Annotated in this window: 22 protein-coding genes; 12 read left to right on the top strand and 10 right to left on the bottom strand. The window is 71.5% G+C overall.

Going from position 1 to position 19,963, the window contains the following annotated elements; genetic code table 11:
* Positions 1 to 37: 37 nt before the first annotated feature.
* The 3 genes from AB0M88_RS21555 (at position 38) to AB0M88_RS21545 (ending at position 2,698) form a co-directional block, all read left to right on the top strand.
* Positions 38 to 649, top strand: coding sequence for a TetR family transcriptional regulator (locus tag AB0M88_RS21555; protein WP_364104780.1), 612 nt, complete (start codon positions 38 to 40; stop codon positions 647 to 649).
* On the top strand, positions 646 to 1,746 hold the full coding sequence (locus AB0M88_RS21550) for a hypothetical protein (RefSeq protein ID WP_364104777.1): 1,101 nt from the start codon (positions 646 to 648) through the stop codon (positions 1,744 to 1,746). The genes AB0M88_RS21555 and AB0M88_RS21550 overlap by 4 nt, the downstream gene beginning before the upstream one ends.
* A gap of 118 nt (positions 1,747 to 1,864) precedes the next feature.
* Entirely contained in the window at positions 1,865 to 2,698 is an 834-nt protein-coding gene (locus tag AB0M88_RS21545; protein ID WP_364104774.1) for an iron dicitrate transport regulator FecR, read from the top strand.
* Here the strand turns inward: AB0M88_RS21545 and AB0M88_RS21540 are convergent.
* The 3 genes from AB0M88_RS21540 to AB0M88_RS21530 form a co-directional block, all read right to left on the bottom strand.
* The gene (locus AB0M88_RS21540) at positions 2,695 to 3,054 is read right to left on the bottom strand and encodes a hypothetical protein (protein WP_364104771.1); all 360 of its coding nucleotides are present in this window, start codon (positions 3,052 to 3,054) and stop codon (positions 2,695 to 2,697) included. The genes AB0M88_RS21545 and AB0M88_RS21540 overlap by 4 nt on opposite strands.
* A 136-nt stretch (positions 3,055 to 3,190) precedes the next feature.
* Positions 3,191 to 3,964 (bottom strand): SAM-dependent methyltransferase, encoded by a 774-nt coding sequence (locus tag AB0M88_RS21535; RefSeq protein WP_364104768.1) that lies wholly within the window; start codon positions 3,962 to 3,964, stop codon positions 3,191 to 3,193.
* Positions 3,965 to 3,973: 9 nt separating this feature from the next.
* A complete protein-coding gene (locus AB0M88_RS21530) occupies positions 3,974 to 4,900 on the bottom strand; it encodes a DUF6282 family protein (protein ID WP_364104765.1) in 927 nt (308 codons plus the stop codon).
* 264 nt (positions 4,901 to 5,164) lie between these two features.
* Between AB0M88_RS21530 and AB0M88_RS21525 the strand changes: the two genes are divergently transcribed.
* The 6 genes from AB0M88_RS21525 (at position 5,165) to AB0M88_RS21500 (ending at position 11,643) form a co-directional block, all read left to right on the top strand.
* Positions 5,165 to 6,190, top strand: coding sequence for an ABC transporter substrate-binding protein (locus AB0M88_RS21525; protein ID WP_364104762.1), 1,026 nt, complete (start codon positions 5,165 to 5,167; stop codon positions 6,188 to 6,190).
* 108 nt (positions 6,191 to 6,298) lie between these two features.
* Positions 6,299 to 7,087 (top strand): ABC transporter permease, encoded by a 789-nt coding sequence (locus AB0M88_RS21520; RefSeq protein ID WP_364104759.1) that lies wholly within the window; start codon positions 6,299 to 6,301, stop codon positions 7,085 to 7,087.
* 14 nt (positions 7,088 to 7,101) lie between these two features.
* Complete coding sequence (locus tag AB0M88_RS21515) at positions 7,102 to 7,851, top strand: ABC transporter ATP-binding protein (protein ID WP_364104756.1); 750 nt, start codon at positions 7,102 to 7,104, stop codon at positions 7,849 to 7,851.
* Positions 7,852 to 8,001: 150 nt separating this feature from the next.
* Positions 8,002 to 9,384: a hypothetical protein gene (locus tag AB0M88_RS21510; RefSeq protein WP_364104753.1), complete on the top strand. Its 1,383-nt coding sequence runs from the start codon at positions 8,002 to 8,004 to the stop codon at positions 9,382 to 9,384.
* A gap of 64 nt (positions 9,385 to 9,448) precedes the next feature.
* Positions 9,449 to 9,769 carry a YciI family protein gene (locus AB0M88_RS21505; protein WP_364104750.1) on the top strand — a complete coding sequence of 107 codons (321 nt, stop codon included), beginning with the start codon at positions 9,449 to 9,451 and terminating at the stop codon, positions 9,767 to 9,769.
* 8 nt (positions 9,770 to 9,777) lie between these two features.
* The gene (locus AB0M88_RS21500) at positions 9,778 to 11,643 is read left to right on the top strand and encodes a DUF6596 domain-containing protein (RefSeq protein WP_364104747.1); all 1,866 of its coding nucleotides are present in this window, start codon (positions 9,778 to 9,780) and stop codon (positions 11,641 to 11,643) included.
* Between the two features lie 467 nt (positions 11,644 to 12,110).
* On the opposite strand, the gene AB0M88_RS21495 is transcribed toward AB0M88_RS21500, so the two are convergent.
* On the bottom strand, positions 12,111 to 12,881 hold the full coding sequence (locus tag AB0M88_RS21495) for a hypothetical protein (protein ID WP_364104744.1): 771 nt from the start codon (positions 12,879 to 12,881) through the stop codon (positions 12,111 to 12,113).
* 85 nt (positions 12,882 to 12,966) lie between these two features.
* The gene (locus tag AB0M88_RS21490) at positions 12,967 to 13,275 is read right to left on the bottom strand and encodes a hypothetical protein (RefSeq protein ID WP_364104741.1); all 309 of its coding nucleotides are present in this window, start codon (positions 13,273 to 13,275) and stop codon (positions 12,967 to 12,969) included.
* Between the two features lie 99 nt (positions 13,276 to 13,374).
* Between AB0M88_RS21490 and AB0M88_RS21485 the strand changes: the two genes are divergently transcribed.
* Positions 13,375 to 13,914: a DUF664 domain-containing protein gene (locus AB0M88_RS21485; protein ID WP_364104738.1), complete on the top strand. Its 540-nt coding sequence runs from the start codon at positions 13,375 to 13,377 to the stop codon at positions 13,912 to 13,914.
* Between the two features lie 490 nt (positions 13,915 to 14,404).
* Here AB0M88_RS21485 and AB0M88_RS21480 read toward each other — a convergent pair whose 3' ends face one another.
* The 5 genes from AB0M88_RS21480 to AB0M88_RS21460 all read right to left on the bottom strand — a co-directional run bounded on the left by AB0M88_RS21480 (position 14,405) and on the right by AB0M88_RS21460 (position 17,557).
* Positions 14,405 to 15,154 carry a class I SAM-dependent methyltransferase gene (locus AB0M88_RS21480; RefSeq protein ID WP_364104735.1) on the bottom strand — a complete coding sequence of 250 codons (750 nt, stop codon included), beginning with the start codon at positions 15,152 to 15,154 and terminating at the stop codon, positions 14,405 to 14,407.
* A complete protein-coding gene (locus AB0M88_RS21475) occupies positions 15,154 to 15,345 on the bottom strand; it encodes a hypothetical protein (RefSeq protein ID WP_364104732.1) in 192 nt (63 codons plus the stop codon). The genes AB0M88_RS21480 and AB0M88_RS21475 overlap by 1 nt, the downstream gene beginning before the upstream one ends.
* A 14-nt stretch (positions 15,346 to 15,359) precedes the next feature.
* Positions 15,360 to 15,926, bottom strand: a complete 567-nt coding sequence (locus tag AB0M88_RS21470) for a dihydrofolate reductase family protein (protein ID WP_364104729.1) — start codon at positions 15,924 to 15,926, stop codon at positions 15,360 to 15,362.
* 96 nt (positions 15,927 to 16,022) lie between these two features.
* Positions 16,023 to 16,589, bottom strand: a complete 567-nt coding sequence (locus AB0M88_RS21465; RefSeq protein ID WP_364104726.1) for a TIGR03086 family metal-binding protein — start codon at positions 16,587 to 16,589, stop codon at positions 16,023 to 16,025.
* A complete protein-coding gene (locus AB0M88_RS21460; RefSeq protein ID WP_364104723.1) occupies positions 16,586 to 17,557 on the bottom strand; it encodes a sigma-70 family RNA polymerase sigma factor in 972 nt (323 codons plus the stop codon). Before AB0M88_RS21460 ends, AB0M88_RS21465 begins: the two co-directional genes overlap by 4 nt.
* Positions 17,558 to 17,668: 111 nt before the next feature.
* On the opposite strand from AB0M88_RS21460, the gene AB0M88_RS21455 reads away from it, so the two are divergent.
* Together AB0M88_RS21455 and AB0M88_RS21450 are read left to right on the top strand one after the other, a co-directional pair.
* Entirely contained in the window at positions 17,669 to 19,087 is a 1,419-nt protein-coding gene (locus tag AB0M88_RS21455) for an MFS transporter (RefSeq protein ID WP_364104720.1), read from the top strand.
* Positions 19,088 to 19,099: 12 nt separating this feature from the next.
* Positions 19,100 to 19,939: a hypothetical protein gene (locus AB0M88_RS21450; RefSeq protein WP_364104717.1), complete on the top strand. Its 840-nt coding sequence runs from the start codon at positions 19,100 to 19,102 to the stop codon at positions 19,937 to 19,939.
* The last annotated feature ends 24 nt before the right edge of the window (positions 19,940 to 19,963 follow it).

Raw genomic sequence — 19,963 nt, 5'->3', positions numbered from 1 at the left:
GCCTATGGTGGGGGCCCGCAGCTGAACGGAACCGCCAATGACGACCCGCAAGTCGCGCGCCGAGCGCCGAGCCGACCTGATCGAAGCGGCCCGGCGGGCGATGCTGCGGCACGGCACCGACGGGGTGCTGCTCAACCAGGTCGCCGAGCAGGCCGGCCTGACGTCGGGCGCGGTCCTCTACCACTACCCCGACCTGAGCGACCTGCTCCTCGAGGCGCACCAGGCCGGCATGGAACGGTTCTACGAGCAGAGGCTGCGCCGGGTCGCCGTTCTGGATGACCCGGTCACGAAGCTGGTCGTCACGATCCGGTCCGGGCTTCCGACGGACGCCGACGACGATGACGTACGCCTGCTCTGCGAGCTGGGCGGGTCGGCCGGTCGCAACCGCGTCTACGCCACGCTGCTGACGTCCCTGTTCGACCGGCAGGTGTCGCTCTATCAGATGATTCTCGAGCTGGGCGCGGCCCGCGGGGCGTTCACGCTGGCCGCCGACTCGCTGACGATCGGGCGCAACCTGGTCGCGCTGGAGGATGCGTACGGCTACCGCATCGTGGCCCGCCATCCGACCCTGCGCACGCCCGAGGCGGCCGAGTTGATCCTGTCGTACGCCCGGCAGGCGACCGGCAACCCGCTGGCGATGACCGCATGAGCGAGTCGGCCGACCTGGTCGCGGCCGTGATCAGCGGCGAGGGAAGGCCGGGCCTGCGCGTGTTCGCGCCGATCGATCCCGGCCCGTTGCAGGAGCGCCCGATCACGGTCGATCAGACCAACCGCTCGGTGGTCGTCGGCGAGCGTGTGATCGTCAAGTGGATGCGCTCCCCCGGACCGGACCGGTCCCCCCGGCTGCTGGCCCACCTGGCCGAGGCCGGGTTCACGCGGATGCCGACGCCGCACGCCGCGCTCTTTCGCGGGGACGACCTGGTCGCGCTGATCACCCAGTTCCTGCCCGGGGCCCTCGACGGGTGGGACTGGGGTGTCGACGCGCTGCTCGACGGCGAGGCCGACTTCGGGGCCGAACTGGGCGTGCTGGCGGCCGAGTTGCACGCCGCGCTGGCCACGCCGAGCTCGGTCATCCCGTCACCGGTCCGGGTCATGGCCGGCGCCGACGACTGGAAGACCGCGGTCGACGAGGCGGTCGCGGCGGCCGGGGACGACTGGGTGCGCTCGATCGCCTCGCGATTGGCCGTCGATCTTGCACCCGCCGCCGCCCCCGCCGCCTCCCCCACCCCGGAACTGGGTGGGACGAGTAAACCGGGCGGGTACGACAACTTCGCGGCGTCGTCCACAGAGTCTCTGTCGGTCCGTGAGCGGCCCGGCCCGGCGCTGCTCCTGCACGGAGATCTCCATATCGGACAAATACTAAAATGGCGCCCGAAGGGACGGAGCGAACTTGCCGTCACCGACTTCGACGGCCACCCGACCGCGGCCGACCGGCCCGAGCCACTGGCGCGCGACATCGCCCAGCTGCGCACGAGCATCCTGCACGTCGCCGAGATCGCGAACAAACGCACCGGCGGGCAGCGGGTCGAGGAGTTCCGGGCGTGGGGCCGCCGGACCGCCGACGACCTGCTCGCGGCCTACGTCGACGAGCTCACCGACCGCAATCTCTCCCATCTGTTCGACCCGGCCCTCCTCCGCCCGTTCGAGGTCGAGCAGGAGTGCCGGGAGCTGGTCTACGCCGCCCGCTTCCTGCCCCGCTGGCAATACGCCCCGATGGGCGTCCTGAAATCGTGGTATGCCCGATGAATCCGCACCTGTTCCTCCGGGACCTCGAAGCCAAACCCGCCACCCTGCGAGCCCTGGCCGACACCCTGGACAACCCGTGGCGACACGTTCCACCCACGACCCGCGTGATCATGCTGGCATGGGCAGCTCCCGCTACGCCGCCCAGGTCGCCGCCCGCCGGCTCCGCGCCCGCGGCATGGACGCGGTGGCCGAATACGCGAGCGCCGAGCAGCGCCCCGCCTTCCCGTCCGGCGAGACCCTGACGATCGCGATCTCGGCGACCGGCGGCAGCCGCGAAACCCTCGACGCCGTCGGCCACGACTTCGTGGCGTTGACCAACGACCCGGCCTCCGAGCTGGCCCGGCGCGCGACCACGGTCGTCGAGATGCACGCCGGCGTCGAGGAGGGTGGCGTGGCCTGCCGCAGCTTCCAGCACACCCAGCTGCTGCTGCACGCCCTGGTCGAGCACCTGACCGGCGGCGATACCGCGAGGACCGCCGAGCTCGCGCGCCGGACCGCCGAGGCCACCGAGGACCTCCTCGACCGCCGCGACGCCTGGCTGCCCACCGCCCTCGAACTCCTCGCCGAGGACACCTGCGACGGGATCTTCCCGATCGCGCCGGCCGAGCGGATCTCGTCCGCCCTGCAGTCGGCGCTGATGTTCCGCGAGGGCCCGCGCCGGGCCGCCGACGGGTGCGAGACCGGCGACTGGGCGCACGTCGACGTCTACCTGACCAAGACCCTGCGCTACGCCGCGGTCTTCCTCCCCGGTTCCCGCTATGACGAGCAGGCCCTCGACTGGCTGCACCGGCGAAAATCGACGATCGTCGGGGTCGGCGGCGAGGTGCCGGGTGCGGCCCTGGCGGTCCGCTTCCGGCATGACGGCCATCCGGGCGTACGCCTGATGACCGAGACCCTGGTCTCGGAGCTGGTTGCCGCGGTTTTGTGGTCGCGGGGCCAGGGCCAGTCCTAGTCGAGACCGGCCAGTTCGGCGGTCGGGATCAGGCCGAGCACGACGCCGGCCGCCTGTTCGGCCTGGATGCGGCGCTGATAGAGGCGGCTGGCGACGACGACCACCCGGCTGCCGATCATCAGCCGCCAGCCCCAGCTGGACGGGCCGCTGCGTACGGTGATCGGCTCGGCCCGCCCGATCGTGGCCTGCAGTTCGCGGATCGCCACCCGGCACGCCTCGGCGTCCGGGTAGCCGGCGGGTGCCCGCCCGAGGTCGCGGTTGTTGGTCGCCAGGAGTCGCCAGCTGAGCGTGCCCGCGTCGGCGTCGCTGTCGGTCGCCGTGCGGTGCTGAAGGATTCGAAAACGCGCAGCTGCCAAGGTGTCGCCCCATTCGTACCGGATGTCGAGCCCACACACGTTGACGGGCGCTGGTACACGGCTGACGCACAGCTCGTGAACGACGGGTACTGAAGAGACGACTTCAGGCCTTGCGGGGTTTCCGGGCTTGCGGGCCTCAGGGCTTGCGGGCGACCACGGCCCAGAGCGGCACCTCGGCCGCCGCGCCGTCGGCGTGCCACTGCGGCGCCGAGATCAGGCCGGGTTCGACCAGGTCGAGACCGTCGACGAAGGCGGCGATCTGGGCCCGGTCGCGGGTCCGGATGCGGGGCCGGGCCCGCTTGTTGTAGAACTCCATGGCCAGCACGTTCATCTCGCCGCCCAGCTCGACCGTGGGGTGGGTGATCGCCAGGTAGCTGCCCGACGGCACCGCCTCGACCAGCTCGGCCACGATCTGGCCGGCCTCCTCGTCGTCGAGCACGAAGTTGAGGATGCCGAGCATCATGACCGCGACCGGCTGGTCGAAGTCGAGGGTGCGCCCGGCCCCGCTCAGCACCTCGTCGACGTGGTGGACGTCGGCGTCGACGTAGTCGGTGACGCCCTCGGGGCTGCTGGTCAGCAGCGCCCGGGCGTGCACGAGCACGAGCGGGTCGTTGTCGACGTAGACGATCCGCGACGACGGTTCGATCTTCTGCGCGACCTCGTGGGTGTTGTTGGCGGTCGGCAGGCCGGTGCCGATGTCGAGGAACTGCCGCACCCCCGCCTCACCGGCCAGATAGGTCACGGCGCGGCGGAGGAACCGGCGGCTGTGCCCGGCGACGTCGCTGATCACCGGGAACATCTCGCGGATGCTGTCGCCCATCCGCCGGTCGACGTCGAAGTTGTCCTTGCCGCCCAGCCAGTAGTCCCACACGCGAGCGTTGTGCGGGACCGACTTGTCGATCGAGGTCACGGCGGGAGCCTACTTCTTCGGGGCCTCGGCGACGAAACGGGAGTTCTCGACCGCCATCTTGTGGATCTCGTCCTGGCTGAACCCGGCCTCGAGCAGGCGGTCGGCGAACAGTGCCAGGCCGTCCTCGACCGGCGGGTTGAACGGCTGCCCGAGGTCGCTGGAGATGATCGAGTGCTCGGGCCCGACGTCGCGGATGTGGGCGAACAGGTCGTCCCACGAGACCTTCCCGGTGTACGGCGTGGTGAAGCACCGCTCGAGCAGCGCGCCCAGTTCGGCGAGCTCCCGCTGCTCCGGGACGCCCAGGCGCTGGGAGGTGAACTCGGGGTGGGTGACGATCACCCGGCGTACGCCCTCCTCGCGGGCGGCCCGCACGACCGTGACGATCTCGGGCGCCGCGAGGTGGCCGGTGGCCAGCACCATGTCGTGCCGGGCGATCACCCGCAGCACCTTGCGGACGATCTCGAGCACCTGCCCGTCCTCGTCGACCACGTGCACGATCTCGGGCACGATGCCCTGCGCGTGCAGGTCGGCCTGGAGCGCGCCCCACATCGCGGGCTTGGCGCCGGGCAGGTCGGCCGCGGTGTTGGTGCGCTGGTTGCGGGAATCGACGGTTGGCATCCAGACGACCCGGGCGCCGAGCCGGCCGGCGATCTCGACCGCGGCCGGGTTCATGCCGCCCATCGACCCGTTGAGGGTGATCGCGCCGAGCGCATCGACCCCGGGCACCGCGTTGCGGACGACCTCGGCCCGCTCCGCGGTGGTCACGTAGTGGGATTTCAGCACGAAGCCGGCGAGCCCGACCTCGAGGCAGCGGCGGGCCAGCCCGAGGTCGTCGATGCGGCGTTCCATCACGTCCGGCGCGATGTGAACGTGCGTGTCGTACGCGCCGGTGACCAGCGCACGGGCCGCGGCCGAGGGAGCATCGACGTCTGACATGGTTCTCCTCATCACGTGTGCCGTACTCCGTGTGCTCATCACGACCGAAGTAGACACATCGAACACGGTTCTAGCAGCTACGATTCGTCCTTCACTACCATGGCGCGAGTTCATCACTGATTTTCGATCACGCGTGGAAATCGTCGACAATCTGGTCTACGATCCTCCCCGGCGCGCGACCTGGATAAACGTGCGTCGATCAAGTCCCCCACGCAGGACACTCACTCACTCCCACCCGGTCCGGGTGGGCTCAGGAGGAAACGCATGATCAGACCTACCCGCGCCCTCGCGGCCGTGCTGCTCGCGGGCGTGGTCGCGCTCGCCGGTGCGTGCTCGAGCTCGGACGACAAAGACGGCGGCAAGGGCTCCGACGGCAAGACCCTCGACAAGGTCTCCTACGCGACCGCGTTCGGCGCGGTCGGCCGTGACTCGTTCGTCTGGGTCGCCAAGGAAAAGGGCTTCTACAAGGACGCCGGCATCGACATCGACATCCAGAAGGGCGCGTCCGGCACCAACAACCTGACGCTCCTCAAGTCGGGCAAGGTTCAGTTCGCCGCCCTCGACTTCACCGGCGCCATCATCCAGGCGGGCCTCGGTAAGTTCACCGACTGGCGCGCGGTGGCCGCGATCCACCAGCAGACGCTGGTCTCGATCATGACGACCAACGACACCGGCATCACCCGCCCGACCGACCTCAAGGGCAAGACCGTCGCCACGGCTTCGGGCTCGGTGAGCGAGCAGCTCTTCCCGGCGTACGCGAAGCTGGCCGGCCTCGACCCCAAGACGGTCACGATCAAGGGCGTCCAGACCACCGCGCTCAACGGCCTGATGAAGCAGAAGCAGGTCGACGCGCTGAGCACCTTCCTGCTGAGCCAGACCGCACTGCAGACCGTCACCGGCAAGCCGGTCGTGGTGCTGCCCTACAGCCAGTACCTCAGTGACCTGTTCGGCAACGCGATCATCACCTCGCCGGACACCATCGCCACCAAGAAGGACCTGGTCACGCGGTTCGTCAAGGCCACCATGCAGGGCCTGCAGTACACCGTGGACCACCCGGACGAGGCGGCCCAGATCCTGAACAAGGCCGAGCCCACCTCCGCCATCCCGGCGGCCAAGGGCGAGATCAACGCGATGAAGCCGTACGTGACGCCGGCCAACGGCGCCCCGATCGGTCACATCGACCAGGCTCGCCTCGAGAAGGGCATCACGATCCTGCAGGGCGCCGGGCTGATGCCCGCCGGCCTGACCCCGGACAAGGTCGCCGACTTCAGCTTCATCGGCGCCAGCTAGCCGGTTCGACCCTCGCGTCATCGGGGCCGGGTGGGGAGACCCGCCCGGCCCTTCGCCCTCCACCTGCGATACCGTGCCACCACCCACGATCACGATCGGTGACTCTCTATGACCGACGAACCCACCGGATCGACCCGTTCCCGGGTCTGGGCCAACGTGTTCCTGCCGGCTTCCGGACTGGTGCTGGCGGTCGCTCTGTGGTGGCTCGCCACCATCGTCTTCAGCATCGATCCGTTCTACGTCCCGTCGCCCGCCGACGTGGTCGAGTCCTTCGACAAGGTGCCGAAATACCTGCTCAGCGAGACCTGGGTGACGGTCTGGCGGGTGCTGATCGGCTTCGTCATCGCGATGGTCGCCGGTCTCACCATCGCCATCGTGCTCGCCGCCTCGCAGACCATCGAGCGCATGGCCATGCCGGTGCTCGCCGCGGTCAACGCGATCCCCAAGGTCGCGCTGGCTCCCCTGCTGCTGGTCTGGTTCGGCTTCGGCGACACCCCGAAAATCGTCATGGTCGTGCTGGTCAGCTTCTTCCCGGTGATCGTCTCGACGATGGCCGGCCTGACCTCGGCCCCCGGCGACCTGCGGGTCCTGGCCCGCTCGCTCTCCGCCACCTGGTGGCAGACCTTCGTCAAGGTCCGCCTGCCCTGGGCGCTTCCCCAGATCTTCGTCGGCCTCAAGGTCGCCACCCCACTGGCCATCATCGGCGCGGTGATCGGCGAGGTCGTCAACCCCGATCACGGGCTCGGCTCGGTCATCTCCGGCGCCGGCACCAACAGCGACACCCCGCTCGCCTTCGCGGCCCTGGTCCTGCTCGCCATCATCGGTTCGATCTTCTATTACCTGATGGCCGGCATCGAGCTCCTGCTGGTGCCGTGGGCCCGAGCGATCAACGGCTGATACCGGAGGCTGCCATGATCAACATTAACGGCGCGGGCCAGACCTATCGCGGCAAGCGCGGCACGGTCGAGGCCCTCCAGGACATCAACCTCACCGTCGGCCGGGGCGAGTTCCTGACCCTGATCGGGCGGTCCGGCTGCGGCAAGTCGACGCTGCTCAACATGATCGCCGGCCTGCTCAAGCCGACCGCCGGCGAGATCACCATCGACGGCACGCCGGTCACCGGCCCGCGACGCGACGTCGCCATGGTCTTCCAGCGGCCGGCCCTGCTCCCCTGGCGCAGTGTCGAAAAGAACGTGATGCTGCCGGCCGAGATCTTCGGCTGGCGCAAGACCGACGTGCGGGAGCGGGCCGACCGGCTGCTCGAGCTGACCGGCCTCACCGCGTTCCGCAAGCGGCTGCCGCACGAGCTCTCCGGCGGCATGCAGCAGCGGGTCTCGCTGTGCCGGGCGCTCATCCAGCAGCCGACGGTCATGCTGATGGACGAGCCGTTCTCGGCCCTCGACGCGCTCACCCGCGAGGAACTGGCGGTCGAGCTTCAGCGCATCCACCTCGAGATGCAGACGACGATCGTCTTCGTCACCCACTCGATCCCCGAGGCGGTGCTGCTCGCCGACCGGGTCGCCGTGCTCAGCTCCCGGCCCGGCCGCCTGGCCGAGCTCGTCGAGATCGAGATCCCGCGTCCTCGCACCTTCGGCCACAACGCCCACATGGAGCAGGTCACGGCCGCCTCGGCCCGCCTGCACGACCTGCTGCTCGTATAGGGCCGGTCCAGGCCATCTGTCACCGTCACCGGTGGCCGTTCTGTCATGCCGCATCGTGGACGTTCGCCACGTCCCGGCCGCCCGCCGCGGCCCTAGCGTCGTCATCGATGGCTTCCGATCCCGGAAGCCGCCCTTCCGCAGGAGGATGCGATGACAACGGGGATTCTCGCCGCGCTGGTGGCCGGGACCATGGTGGTCACGGCCGCCGCGCCGCCTTCGGCCGGCGACACCGTTTCCGTACGCCCGCAGACCGCGCTCGCCACGGTGCGCCCGGGCGCGATCGGGGTGAACGAGCCGCTCTGGAGTCCGGTCTTCACCGACCCGCGGGTGCCGGAGCTGATTCGCCAGGCCGGCATCCAGACGCTGGAGTTCAACGGTGGCGGGGTCAGCGACCTCTACCACTGGAGGACCGGCACCGAGCAGGCCGACCCGGACCCGGCCGGGCACCCGGACTACGCGTCGATCCCGCCCGCGTTCTCCTTCGACCAGTTCGAGAACGTCGCGCACGAGACCGGGGCGCAGACGTTCGTGCACGTCAACTACGGCACGGGCACTCCGGCCGAGGCGGCGGCCTGGGTGCGCTACGCGAAGCAGAAGCACGACCACGTCGACCGGTGGGCGGTCGGCGAGGAGGTCTGGGGTAACGGCGGCATCGACGGCATCGACTTCGAGCCCGACGCGCACGCCGACAAGAGCCCCCAGGCGTACGCGAAAAACGCGCTGACCTTCATCGCCGCGATGAAGAAGGCCGACCCGCGAGCCCAGGTCGGTGTCGAGCTGCTCGGCGTGCCGGGCGGCGCCTACCAGCAGTGGGACGAGGCCGTCATGTCGATCGTCGGCGCGAAGGCCGACTTCGTCGACATCCACGCCTACCCGTTCGGGCTCGACGACAACTCGGACGCCGGCGTGCTGGCGTTCCCTCGCGGGAACGCGGCGAAGATGGCCGCGCTGCGGCAACTGCTCGACAGGTACGCGTCCCCGCGCACCCAGATCGTGGTCGGCGAGACGAACTCGGCCGCGGCACCGACCAAGCAGCAGATCGGGCAGGTCAACGCGCTCTACCTGGCCGACGACATGCTCGGCCTGCTCGACGGCGGGGCCCGCGGCGTCGACTGGTTCGGACTGCACGTCGGCGGCTGGGCCGTCTACGGCGACTCCGACCTGGGGCTGCTCTCGACCGGCGACTGCAACGACGACAACACCGACTGCGCGCCGCCGGCCCAGACGCCGTTCCGGCCCTACTGGGCGATGCGGATGGTCGGCCAGATGACCCGGCGCGGCGGGGTGATGGTGCCGGTGACCTCGTCGAACCCGCTGCTGATCGGGCACGCGCTCCGCGGACCCGGCGGCACGCTCCAGCTCCTGGTGCAGAACGACGACCCGGCCCGGGCCGCCACCGCCCGGTTCTCCGTTCCGGGCTATCACGCCGTATCGGCCGAGCAGTACTCGCCGGCCGATTCCCAGCCGCACCCGGTGGCGGTCGGGAAGGCGCTGCCCGCGTACTCCCTGACCCTGATCGAGTTCCGCCGCTAGGGTGATTACCTGTCACATCGGCTCGGTCGACGAGTGGTCAAACAACACCCCGAGGGAGACTCCGATGCGCTACCTGATGCTGTCGAAGACCGCGAGCAACGAGCCCGACGAGAAGCTGTTCACCGAGATGGCGGCCTTCATCGAGGAGATGACCGCGGCCGGCGTGCTGCTGGCGACCGGCGGCCTGGACGGCACCGGCTTCAAGCTCACCTCGAAGGACCACGAGATCACCGTCACCGACGGGCCGTTCACCGAGGCCAAGGAGGCGGTCGGCGGGTTCGCGCTGGTCGAGGTCCGCACCAAGGAGGAGGCGATCGAGCTCGGCCGTCGCTTCCTGCGGATCGTCGGCGACGGCGAGAGCGAAGTGCACGAAGTCTTCGCCTGAGCCGGCCGATGTCGGTCCAGGGCACGGTCGAGGCCGTCTGGAAGCAGGAGTCCGCGCGCATCGTCGCCGGGCTCCTGCGGACGGTCCACGACGTCGGCCTGGCCGAGGAGATCGCCCAGGACGCGCTGGTGGCCGCCCTCGAACAGTGGCCGGCCCAGGGCGTGCCCGGCAACCCGGCGGCCTGGCTCACCACGGTCGCCAAGCGGCGCGCGATCGACCACCTGCGGCGGGCCCGGCGCCTCGAACCGCTCTCCGAGGATGCCGGCCCGGAGTCGACGTCCGACGACATGCTCCGGCTGATGTTCACGAGTTGTCACCCCGTACTGTCCATGGAAGCCCGGGTGGCACTCACCCTGCGCGTGGTCGCCGGGCTCTCGCCCGGAGAGATCGCCCGGGCCTTCCTGGTCGGCGAATCCGTGATCACCCAGCGGATCGCCGAGGCCAAGCGCGGCCTGGCCTCGGTGCCTTACGAACTGCCGTCCGGCCCGGAGCTCACCGCCCGGCTCACCTCGGTCCTCGGCGTCATCTACCTGATCTTCAACGAGGGCTATTCGGCAACCGCGGGCACCGACCTGATGCGCCCCGGCCTGTGCCTGGAGGCGCTCCGGCTGGGCCGTCTGCTCGCCGAACTGGCCCCGTCCGAGGCCGAGGTCCACGGCCTGGTCGCGCTGATGGAGATCCAGCAGTCCCGCTCGGCCGCCCGCACCGGCCCGTCCGGGTCGCCGGTCCGGCTGCACGAGCAGAATCGCGGACGCTGGGACCGCCTGCTGATCCGTCGTGGCTTCGCGGCGATGCTGCGGGCCCGCGCGGCCGGCGGCGCCCCCGGCCCCTACGTTCTGCAGGCGGCGATCGCGGTCTGCCACGCCCAGGCCCCGTCGGCCGCGGACACCGACTGGGCCCAGATCGCGACGCTCTACGCCGCGCTGGAACACTTCCTGCCGACCCCGATCGTCCGCCTCAACCGGGCCGTGGCCGTCGGCTTCGCCTACGGTCCGCGGGCCGGCCTCGACCTGGTCGACGGGCTGCGTTCCTCGCTGGCCGGCTACCACCTGTTGCCGAGCGTCCGCGGCGATCTGCTGCAGCGCCTGGGCCGCCCGGCCGAGGCGCGCCAGGAGTGGATCCGCGCGGCGAGCCTGACCCGCAACGACGCCGAGCGCACCTTCCTCCTCGACCGCGCGGCCGCCCTGAACCTCCCGGCTCCGGCCGGCCCCACGCTGGGCGCGGCGATCGCCGCCTTCCTCGCGCGGCCTTCGCTTGCGCCGGCGACCACGCGGGCCTACCGGCAGACCCTTCTTCGCGTACGCCGCACCCTGGGCGACCGCGCTCCGATGACCTCGCTGACCGCGGCCGCCGTGTCGGACGCCGTCTCGTCGGCATGGCCGTCGGTCTCCCCGCGCACCTGGAACCGGCACGTCTCCGCCGTACGCTCTTTCCTGGTCTGGGCCGGGCATCCCTCGTTGGCGTCGGAGCTTGCCCAACAGGCCGTCGCACCCGCGCCACGCACGTCACTGTCCATCTTGGAGTTTCAGGCCGCGCCGCTGCGCGAACGCACCCTGTGGCTGCTGTTGCGCGAATCCGCGGCCCCGATCGGCGCGGTCCTGGCCCTGAACGTCGAAGACCTCGACCGGCCGGCCCGCCGGTCCCGTTCCGGGATCACCTGGCGCGACGGCACCGCCGAATTGTTGCCCTCGCTGGTCGGCAACCGAACCCGGGGCCCGCTGTTCCTCAGCGACCGCCGCCCCGCTCCGGCCCGCCGGCCGGACGACGCCGACCTGTGCCCCGACACCGGCCGCCGGCGCCTGTCCTACGAGCGGGCGGAATACCTGTTCAAGAAGGCGACCGGCCACAGCCTCGGCCAGTTGCGCCCGCGATGACCGTTATCCGACGCGGACCGCAATGTCCTGATAGGACAGAGCGAGCTCCCGGCCCAGCTTTCATCGGTCTCCCTGCTCGTCACCCGGAGCCGCCGCGGGGGCTCGCACACTTCCACCCGCGCCCGGCTTTCCAGGGCGGCCGCCCCGACGAACAAACGGATTCCACCGCCGGGCCGGAGGCTGTAGACGCGGCGTTGCGCGTCCGGGCGCACCTACCAATCCCAGTTACGTGACCGTCAAGGTACGACGACTGTCCACATTGGTGGCTGTAGTCCACTGTAGACATTCACTTCACCGGGAAACGGCGGGCGCTACCAAGACCTTCACGCACCCGCTCAACGCGGAATGGCTCGCCACCATCAGGCCGGACGTCACGCGTCCTCGACTGCAGGCGCCGAGTTGGCCGGCCTTTGCTTCGAACAGACCCTCGGCGTGGACACCTCGGCGGGCCGGCCAGACGGCCGGTCCTAAGCGGCGCGGGCCACGACCGGGCGGCGCCCGGAGCGCGGCGCCGGGCGGCTCGCCGGAGCCAGGTGGTGGACGTCGGCGGCGCGGACGGCGGCCGCCACGTACTCGCGGCGGAGGCTGTCGCGGGAGCGGACCGCCAGCTGGGCGTCGTGGGAGGCGGTCACCTCGGCCGCGGCGGCCCGGCGGTAGCACTCGCGGCGGTGCTCGACGATCGCCCGTGCCACGGCCACGTCCTGGTCGAACTGGTGCAGGCGGGCGTCCCAGCCCCGGCCGGCCAGGGCGTCGGCGACCGCGGTCGCGGGCAGGTCACCGCGGTCGGCGGCGGCCCGGACGGCCCGGTGCAGGTAGTGGTCACGGTCCGCGTACTCCGACGGGGTCGGCGCGGTCCACGGGTTGGCGAAGGCGGCCGCGGCGCGCAGCCGGGTGAGCTCGCTGCCCGCCTCCTGCCAGGCCTGCCAGGCCACGGTGGCCGCGGTGGCGGCCCGGTCGCGGCGCTGCTCCCAGCGCGCGGCGGCCACGATCGCCTGGTCGGCGGCGACCCGCATCTCGTCCGCGTACCGGATGGTCTCGACCGCCTCGGCCCGCAGCCGCAGGCGGAGTTCGCCCCGGCGGCGCACCGCGCCGACGACGTCGAGCAGGGCGAGGCGGGGGTGGCGCAGGCTCTGCGGGCTCGCCAGCAGGAACACCGCCGGCAGGCACAACAGCATCAGGGCCGCCCAGATGGCGGCGGGGGTGGGCTCGTTCAGCAGCATTTCGGCAACCGGGTTCATCGAAGATCATCCGTCCGCTCGGCGTGAGATCGCCGGCTTCCGCCGGCAGGAAAAAGCCCACGGACGGGTACGCCGTCCCGGGCGCTCAGACCAGCGGGGAGGGAGGTGCTCGCGAACCGTCGGCGCCGACGGTGATCTGCGCGTGGAGTGCGCGCGGGCGCTGCTCGATGGGGTCGGCGCCGGGCGTGGACGGTGCCTCGGGCTCGGCCGACGGGTCGGCGGAGTGTCCGGAATGCACCGCGGCCGGGGCGGCGACGGTCCTGTAGGCCGTGGCTTGGGGAAGGGCGGCAGCGTGAGGTGCGGGCTGCTGCGGGGCCACCAGAAGGCCGAGGACCAGGGCGAGCAGGGCAGGCAACGTCCGCAGCAGGAAGCCGCGGTTGAAGATCGTCGCCATGGCTCCAATGTACCCATACCGGCCCCGACCTCCCACATCGGGGGGGTACTCAGATGATCACGGTCGGTTCTTGTCGGGCGTGCCGGGTAGGTTCCGGTCATGGCTGAAGCTCCCTGGGAACCCCCGTTCGCCGGCACCGAGGCCGAGGCGCTGCTCGGAGCGCTCGAGCGGCAGCGGGCCACGTTCCGCTGGAAGACCGCCGACCTCGGCGCCGAGGGCCTGCGCGCCCGGTTCGGCGCGTCCACCCTGACCCTGGGCGGCCTGCTCAAACACCTGGCGCTGCAGGAGGACCACGCCTCCGCCACCAAACTCGCGGGCGACGAGCTGGGCCCGCCGTGGGACACCGCCGACTGGACGAGCGACCCCGACTGGGAGCTCACCTCGGCCGCGACCGACTCCCCGGCCGACCTCTACGCGCTCTATGACGCGGCGGTGGCGCGCTCCCGGGCCCGGTTCGCGGCGGCGCTGACCCGGGGCGGCCCCGACCAGTTCGTCCACCTCACCCTGCCCGACGGCCGCCCCGTCAACCTGCGGCGGCTCCTCTGCGACCTGCTGGAGGAATACGCCCGGCACACCGGCCACGCCGACCTGATCCGCGAGTCGGTCGACGGCCGCACGGGCGAAGACCCGCCCGCTTAGGACCTGCGCGCGGAAGCTGGCAACCGCGCGGCCGGGCACGAGGCGAACTCAGCCGCGCGCCACCCCGCAACACCACACAGACGGCTCCGCCTACCCGGTCACCGTCCTGGGCGGCCATTCCCCGAGAAGCTGCCACCGGCTTCCGGCGGCGGCCGCGCACCGGTTCCAATCGCCGTGACCACCGCGAAACGTGGCTCGACCGCTACCGCGCCGAAGGAGCCGCGGCATGTCGGACCGGTCCGGCCGCAGCCCGAACCGCACACCGGCGCCGGTCGAACGCTGTTGGCAGCACCTTCGCCGCAGCAAACGGCCCGGTCCGGATCGGCCGGCGCCTGGGCCTGCCGCCTCGACCCGCCACGCGATCGCGCAACGGGCCGGCGCCGGTCGCCTCGCCCGCCTGGACCGGCCGCCGCCACGAACAGCCCGCACCCGGCGATCTGGTCCACGTCGAGGTCAAAGAACTCGGCCCGGCGCAGCCCCGGCAGAACGTCTAAGGCCGCGACGCCAGGAGGGAAAACGTGTTGGGCAGATCGCCGTCCCAGGCGGCCGCGGTCACACCGCCCATGCGCCAGAACGGTTCCGGGTGTTCGCCGAGGTGCCGGATGCTCAGGCCCGCGCCGGCGAGGGCCGTGACGATCTGGCCGAGGGTCCATTGCCATTCGACGGCCCCGTTCGCCGGGAAGCTGTCGTTCACGTGGCCGGGGCCGAAGTAGCTGCGGTCCGGGCGGATGCGGGGGCGGTCGGCCTCCCAGGTCCAGAGTGGCACCGCGGGGTGGCCCTCGAAGACGAAGAGATGGCCGCCGGGGCGCAGGAGGCGGGCGGCGTCCCGCGCCCACGCGTCGATGTCGGGCATCCAGATCAGCGCGCCCTTGCCGGTGTAGACGAGGTCGGCGGCGCCGTCGGCCAGTGGGGCGCCGGGCAGGGCGGAAACCGTGTAGTGGCAAGGGAACCCGAGTTCGACCGCGCGACGCCGGGCGGCCGCGGCGGCGACGGCGCTGTAGTCGACACCGACCACGAGGCGGGCGCCGCCGCGCACCAGGTCGACGTCGTCGACGCCGTGGCCGCTCTGCAGGTGCACGACCGCTGGGCCGCCGGCCACCAGCGGGTCGAGCAGGGCGTGCTCGACCGGCGTGAGCGAGCCGCCGGCCCGGGCCGCCTCGAGCAGCTCGGAGTATTCCCGCACGTGCTTCTGCGAGGCGACTTCCCAGGCGGCCCGGTTGGCGCGCGTCGTCGGATCCACTAGCGGGGTTGGTCGAGCGGGGTGAGCAGGACGACCGGGATCTCGCGGGGACTCTCCCGGAACCAGGTCGGGTCCTCGTCGGCGCCGCCCGTGGTGCCATAGATCGGGCAGTTGCGCCGTGGCGTGCCGCCCGAGGCGAGGTAGGTGCGGGTGTGCTCGGCGACCCGGTCCCACTGCGAGTCGGTGGCCATCGCGGCGGTTCCTCCTACTTCGTGATCTCGTAGCGCAGGAGTACCACGCCATTGTCGAACATGGTGGCCTCGACCGGTTTCAGGTCCGACCGTTCCTCGAAGATGCGCGTTCCCTTACCTCGGGCCACCGGGCACACCAGCATCCGGACCTCGTCGACGACGCCGGTGGCGAGCAGGGAGTGCATGAGTTTCAGGCTTCCCCACAGCCAGATGTCCTTGCCGCTGAGTTCCTTGAGCTGCTGGATGGTGGCGGCCGGGTCGCGCGTCACGGTCGCGGCCGGGAAGTCGCCCCACGGCGCGTCGTTCAGCTTCGACGAGGCGACGAACTTGGTGAGACGGTTGAGCTTCTCGCCGTATTCGCCCTGGTCGTCGGCGTACGGCCAGTAGTTCTTGGTCTGGGCGTAGGTGTTCGCGCCGAGGATCAGCGTGTCGACCGAGTCGATGAGCCCCATCACGCCGGCCTTGAACGCGGGGTCGGTGGTGTCGGAGAAGGGTTCCCCGGAGACGAAGCTGAGCCCGCCGTCCTCCTCGGCGGCGATGTTGTCGACGGTGACCCACTGCTGGACTACGAGCTTTCGCACGGCTGTGTTCCTCCGGTTGTGGACGGTGCGGCCACGTCGGCCGCATCTGCCCCGGGGACGGAGCCGTCGCGCCGGTCTCGACAGCCCGGCCCGATTTCAGACCGGAACTTTGCGGCCGAGGAAGGCCAGCAACCGGTCGGCCGCGCCGGCGTCCGGGGCGGCCGGGAACGCGCGGGCGAAGCGGCCGGGCCGGTCGGGCGGGCGGATCAGCAGGACGGCCAGGTCGAGGAGCTCGTCGGCCAGGTCTTCCGGGATCGGGCGGGGCGAGCCGCACGCCTGGGCCACGTCCCAGCCGTGCACGGTGATCTCGATGGCGCCCGCACCGGCGATCACCGGTGCGGTCACGGGCGCGGCGGCGACGCGTACGGTCGGAGCGCACGGACCGTTGGTCCAGGCACCCAGCAGTTGCACCGCCCGGTCCCGGGTTTCCGCGATGACCGCGTCGGCGTCCGGCAGCGGGCTCAGATAGATCTCGCCGCACTCGGCCGCCTCCTGCAGGGCCGCCATCGAGTCGCTGAAGTGGTGCAGCAGGTCGCGCAGGTCCCAGCGGGGGCACGGTGTCGGCCGGATCAGCAGCGGCGGCGTCACGACGGCCAGGCTGCCCAGGGCATAAGAGATGGAGCGCTCGAGAACTGCCACCCCCGCGGCGAGCGCGTCCATCATGAGCCGACCGGAATGGACGCCGGTAGGCCGAACGTCTCGAACAGGCGCAGGTCGAAGAAGCACGACACGTGGCTGACGCCGTCCGGGGTCAGCGTGAGCACGGGCAGGTTGAACGGCAGGTATTCGTCGCCGGAGCGCATGTAGAGGCCGAACGCCGGCTGCCCGTTGGCCCGGGTCGGCACCAGGCGCATGTCGCCCGGCCCCTCGGCCGGGCAGCGGGTGTCGACCAGGCGCACGATGTCGAGAGGGCCCTGGTACCAGCCGGTGAACGGGGGCATCTCCCACACCGCGTCGGTCGTGAAGATCTTGACCATGGCGTTGACGTCTTTGGCCTCGAACGCGGCCACGAACCGGTCCAGCAACTCGCGCTGGTCGGAGGCCGACGGTTCGGACATTTCCGTCGAAGACGGCGAGGCGGTGGCAAGCTGGGCCCGCGCCCGCTGCAAGGCGCTGTTGACCGAGGCCACCGTCATGTCGAGCATCGACGCGACCTCGGCGGCCGGCCACTGCAGCGCGTCGCGCAGGATCAGCACGGCCCGCTGGCGGGGCGGCAAGTATTGCATGGCCGCGACCACCGCGAGCCGGATGCTCTCCCGGTCGGTCACCACCGCGGCCGGATCCCCGCCGAGCATCGCGTCGGGCAGCGGCTCGAGCCAGGGCACCTCGCGCTGCTCGATCAGGTCGTCGCCCGGGTCGGAGCTGGGCGCGCCGAGCCCGATCGGCAGGGGCCGCCGGCTGCGGGACTCGAGGGCGTTCAGGCACGCGTTCGTGGCGATCTTGTGCAGCCAGGTACGCATCGAGGAGCGGCCCTCGAACCGGTCGTACGACTTCCACGCCCGCACGTACGTCTCCTGCACCAGGTCTTCGGCGTCGTAGACCGAGCCGAGCATGCGGTAGCAGTGGGCGAGCAGTTCCCGCCGGTAGGGGTCGGCCTTCGTCACGAAGTCGGTGTCCACCAGATCCTCCATGCCTGTGTTGACCGGCCCCGCCGCGCAAACTCATCGCGGCCCGGCCGATTAATTCTGGAAAACTGCGCGGTCTTACCCAGCGATCGTAATAACTAGGAGGGGACGGCGACCGTGCCGAAAAAACTAGCGCTGGGCGTGCTCTGCACCGGGATGCTGATGATCATCCTGGATGTCACCATCGTGAACGTCGCACTGCCGGCCATCCAGCACGACCTGGGGTTCAGCCCGTCCGGCCTGGCCTGGGTCATCAACGCGTACCTGATCCCGTTCGGCAGCCTGCTGCTGCTCGCCGGCCGGATCGGTGACCTGGTCTCGCGCCGCGGCGTCTTCATCGGCGGCCTGATCCTGTTCACCGCCGCCTCGGCCGCCTGCGGGCTGGCCGACAACCGGACCGTGCTGATCGTGGCCCGTTTCGTGCAGGGTGTCGGCGGGGCGGCGACCTCGGCCGTCATCCTCGGCATGATCGTGACGATGTTCCCCCGGCCGCGGGAGCAGGCCCGGGCGATCGGCGTCTACAGCTTCGTCGCGTCGGCCGGCGGGGCGATCGGCCTGCTGCTCGGCGGCGTGCTGACCGAGGCGGTCAACTGGCACTGGATCTTCTTCGTGAATGTCCCGGTCGGTTTGGTCACGGTCGCCGCGGCACGGCGTTTCCTTCCGTACGACCGGAGCCGCGCGACCGGCCGGCGGAGTGCCGACCTGGCCGGGGCCGCCCTGATCACGTCGGCGCTGATGGTGACGGTCTACACGATCGTGAGCCCGGGCGGCTCGGCCCGTACGGTCACGCTGGCCGCCGTCGCGGTGGCCCTGCTGATCGCGTTCCTGGTGCGGGAGGCCACCGCCTCGTCCCCGCTCATCCCGCTGCGGGTCTTCCGGTCCCGCACCCTGACCGGCGCCAACATCGCCCAGTTGCTCAGCGCGGCCGGAATGTTCGGCACCTTCTTCGTCGGCGTGCTCTACGTGCAGCACGTGCTCGGCTACGACCCGCTCAAGATCGGCTGCGCGTTCCTGCCGATCACGGTCGTGATGGGCGGCCTGTCGCTGCGCTACACCGACCGGCTGATCGCCCGCTTCGGCGCCCGCCGCCTGGTGATCACCGGCCTGGCCCTGGTCGCGGCCGGTCTGACGCTGTTCGCCCGGGTGCCGGTCGACGGGCACTACCTGACCGACGTGCTGCCCTCGACGATCCTGCTCGGCCTGGGCGGCGGGCTGGCGTTCCCGGCCCTGGCCGCGCTGGCGATGGGCGAGGCGACCCCGGACGACGCCGGCCTGGCCTCGGGCGTCTTCAACACCACCGCCCAGGTCGGTTCGGCGCTCGGCCTGGCCGTCCTGGCCGCCCTGTCGGCCGGCCGCTCCTCGGGCCTGCGCGCCACCGGCGTCTCCGACGACCTCGCCCTGACCGGCGGCTACCGCCTGGCGTTCCTGACCGCGGCCGCCCTCGCCCTGGCCGGCCTGATCGTGATCGTCGTGGCCCTGCGAACCCCGGCCCCGGCCGCGGAGCCGGAGGAGTCGCGCGAGCTGGTCACCGTCTGATTGGCTACGGGCATGTCTCTTCCGCGCCGGATGTGGTCGCTGTTCGAGCCCGTGCACGCCGTCACCTACTTCTCGCCGCAGGCCGGGCCGATCTTCGAGGCGGCCGGCCTGCGCGGCTTCTGGCGGCGCTACTTCGCGGGCCGCGCCGCCCCGCTCGGACCGGTCACCGCCGGGCCGGTGGTCGCCGCGTTCTTCGGCTTCTCCCCGGCCATGGTCGGCCGCGCGTTCCCCGACGTCTGGACCCGCATCACCCCGCAGGCGGCCACCGAGGCCCGGCTGGCCGGCGCCCGGGCCGCACTGGCCGAGACCTGCGGCGACCTCGACCTGGCCGAGGCGGCCGACCGGCTGGAAGCCGCCGCCCGTGAGATCGATCTGCCCGGCCGCACGCTGGCCGCCGCCTACGCCGACCTGCCCTGGCCCGGCGACGCCCCCGGCCGGCTCTGGCACGCGGCCACCCTCCTGCGCGAGCACCGCGGCGACGGCCACGTGGCGTCCCTGCTCATCGCCGGTTTCGACGGATGCGAATCGCTGGTCCTGCGCGACGCCCTCGAGGGCGGCCGGCTGCGCGCCTCGATGCAGGCGGCGCGCGGCTGGACCGACGAGGAATGGCAGGCCGGCGCCGAGCGCCTGCGGACCCGCGGTTGGCTGGGCTCCGACGGGAGCGTCACGGTCACCGGCTCCCGGACGTACGCGGAGGTGGAAGCCCAGACCGACCGGCTGGCGCAGGCACCGTGGCAGCGCACGGGAGCACCGGCGACCGAGCTCTGCGCCGCCGCGCTGCAGCCGATCGCCGACCGCCTCCTGCCGCTGATCCCGGCCGACAACCCGGGCGCCCTGCCGTCTCGCGCCTGATGCGTCTTCGATCGGAAAACCGGG

Origin of the sequence: Actinoplanes sp. NPDC051411 (assembly GCF_040682075.1) — a bacterium.
GTDB lineage: Bacteria > Actinomycetota > Actinomycetes > Mycobacteriales > Micromonosporaceae > Actinoplanes.
The sequence above is the reverse complement of the archived record's forward strand: the minus strand, read 5'-3'. Positions and strand labels throughout refer to the sequence as shown.

Coding starts and splice junctions, on each gene's coding strand:
- AB0M88_RS21500 (WP_364104747.1), top strand. CDS start 9,778: ATGTCGGTCCAGGGCACGGTCGAGGCCGTCTGGAAGCAGGAGTCCGCG.
- AB0M88_RS21465 (WP_364104726.1), bottom strand. CDS start 16,589: ATGATGGACGCGCTCGCCGCGGGGGTGGCAGTTCTCGAGCGCTCCATC.
- AB0M88_RS21530 (WP_364104765.1), bottom strand. CDS start 4,900: ATGTCAGACGTCGATGCTCCCTCGGCCGCGGCCCGTGCGCTGGTCACC.
- AB0M88_RS21510 (WP_364104753.1), top strand. CDS start 8,002: ATGACAACGGGGATTCTCGCCGCGCTGGTGGCCGGGACCATGGTGGTC.
- AB0M88_RS21505 (WP_364104750.1), top strand. CDS start 9,449: ATGCGCTACCTGATGCTGTCGAAGACCGCGAGCAACGAGCCCGACGAG.
- AB0M88_RS21515 (WP_364104756.1), top strand. CDS start 7,102: ATGATCAACATTAACGGCGCGGGCCAGACCTATCGCGGCAAGCGCGGC.
- AB0M88_RS21490 (WP_364104741.1), bottom strand. CDS start 13,275: ATGGCGACGATCTTCAACCGCGGCTTCCTGCTGCGGACGTTGCCTGCC.
- AB0M88_RS21525 (WP_364104762.1), top strand. CDS start 5,165: ATGATCAGACCTACCCGCGCCCTCGCGGCCGTGCTGCTCGCGGGCGTG.
- AB0M88_RS21520 (WP_364104759.1), top strand. CDS start 6,299: ATGACCGACGAACCCACCGGATCGACCCGTTCCCGGGTCTGGGCCAAC.
- AB0M88_RS21485 (WP_364104738.1), top strand. CDS start 13,375: ATGGCTGAAGCTCCCTGGGAACCCCCGTTCGCCGGCACCGAGGCCGAG.
- AB0M88_RS21450 (WP_364104717.1), top strand. CDS start 19,100: ATGTCTCTTCCGCGCCGGATGTGGTCGCTGTTCGAGCCCGTGCACGCC.
- AB0M88_RS21545 (WP_364104774.1), top strand. CDS start 1,865: ATGGGCAGCTCCCGCTACGCCGCCCAGGTCGCCGCCCGCCGGCTCCGC.
- AB0M88_RS21555 (WP_364104780.1), top strand. CDS start 38: ATGACGACCCGCAAGTCGCGCGCCGAGCGCCGAGCCGACCTGATCGAA.
- AB0M88_RS21495 (WP_364104744.1), bottom strand. CDS start 12,881: ATGAACCCGGTTGCCGAAATGCTGCTGAACGAGCCCACCCCCGCCGCC.
- AB0M88_RS21475 (WP_364104732.1), bottom strand. CDS start 15,345: ATGGCCACCGACTCGCAGTGGGACCGGGTCGCCGAGCACACCCGCACC.
- AB0M88_RS21550 (WP_364104777.1), top strand. CDS start 646: ATGAGCGAGTCGGCCGACCTGGTCGCGGCCGTGATCAGCGGCGAGGGA.
- AB0M88_RS21460 (WP_364104723.1), bottom strand. CDS start 17,557: ATGGAGGATCTGGTGGACACCGACTTCGTGACGAAGGCCGACCCCTAC.